The organism is Dactylosporangium siamense (assembly GCF_016862795.1).
Classification (GTDB): Bacteria; Actinomycetota; Actinomycetes; order Mycobacteriales; family Micromonosporaceae; genus Dactylosporangium; species Dactylosporangium siamense.
Genome location: NZ_BONQ01000007.1, coordinates 1 through 931 on the forward strand (window position 1 = coordinate 1; position 931 = coordinate 931).

The window sequence follows — 931 nt, forward strand, 5'->3', positions numbered from 1 at the left end:
GACGACGATGACAGCAGCATCGGCACGGGCGGCACCACAGGCATCGGCACGGGCGGCACCACAGGCATCGGCGGGGGGATCGCGCGGGATGGTGTCGCCGTGCGGTTGGCTGAGGACCGGACGCTCGCCGGGGTCGGCGACGAGCTCGTCGAGCTCTCCGATGATGCCGTCGTGTCGGTGGCTCATCCCGTGCACCTCGATGTGCGGGCGTGGTCGGAGGTGTTCGCCGACTACGAGATCCTGCAACCGTTCCGGCAGTTGGCTCGCGACGTCCACGCGCTCACCGCGCAGGAGCTCACCTCGACGCGGCTGGCTCGGTATGACGACCGCAAGGCGCTGACGGTGAAGCTGCTCGGACTGGAGCGCCGGGGCTGGCGGCGGTCCGGTCAGGACGGTGGCCACCAGGGCCGGATCGAGCGCGACCTGCCCGGCGGCGCGACCCTGATCGTCGACCTCGACCCGGGCATCGCGATGGGCGCCCCGACCGAGCACCCACAGCAGTCCCTCCACATCTGGATCTGCCCCGACGGCGGCAACCAGTGGTCCCGCGAGCACGCCGTGCCGTTCTCGACACTTGACCCGGCCGCCGCCTCGGAGCTGCTCCGCGACCTCAACTCCTGCTTCTGACCGGCGACCCCCGGGCATCTCGTCGGACCGTCGCCCGGTGAACGGCGCGCCTCCGGCGCCGCGGTGCGCCGTCCCTCGGGGCGCGGTGGATCGCCGCGCCAGGGAGCCCGTTGCGAGTCGACGGCCCCATGGACGGCGTCAGGTGCCCCGGAACAGGGTGAGGCGCAGTGGGCACCGACGGGTCGTCTCCCCATTTCGCTCCTCAGGGGCTGTTCCGTCCGGCGCAACGGTGGAGGGCCGTCGCCCAGCCCGCGGTCTTCGTCCGAGCCCACCGTTCCGGGTCGGCAGAGGGGCGGCAGACGGG

Annotated in this window: 1 protein-coding gene; it reads left to right on the forward strand. The window is 72.7% G+C overall.

Annotation, left to right across the window (positions count from 1 at the left end):
* Positions 1 to 627: DUF4132 domain-containing protein (locus tag Dsi01nite_RS01340; RefSeq protein WP_203844118.1), on the forward strand; the 627-nt coding region annotated here is incomplete at its 5' end.
* Positions 628 to 931: the final 304 nt, after the last annotated feature.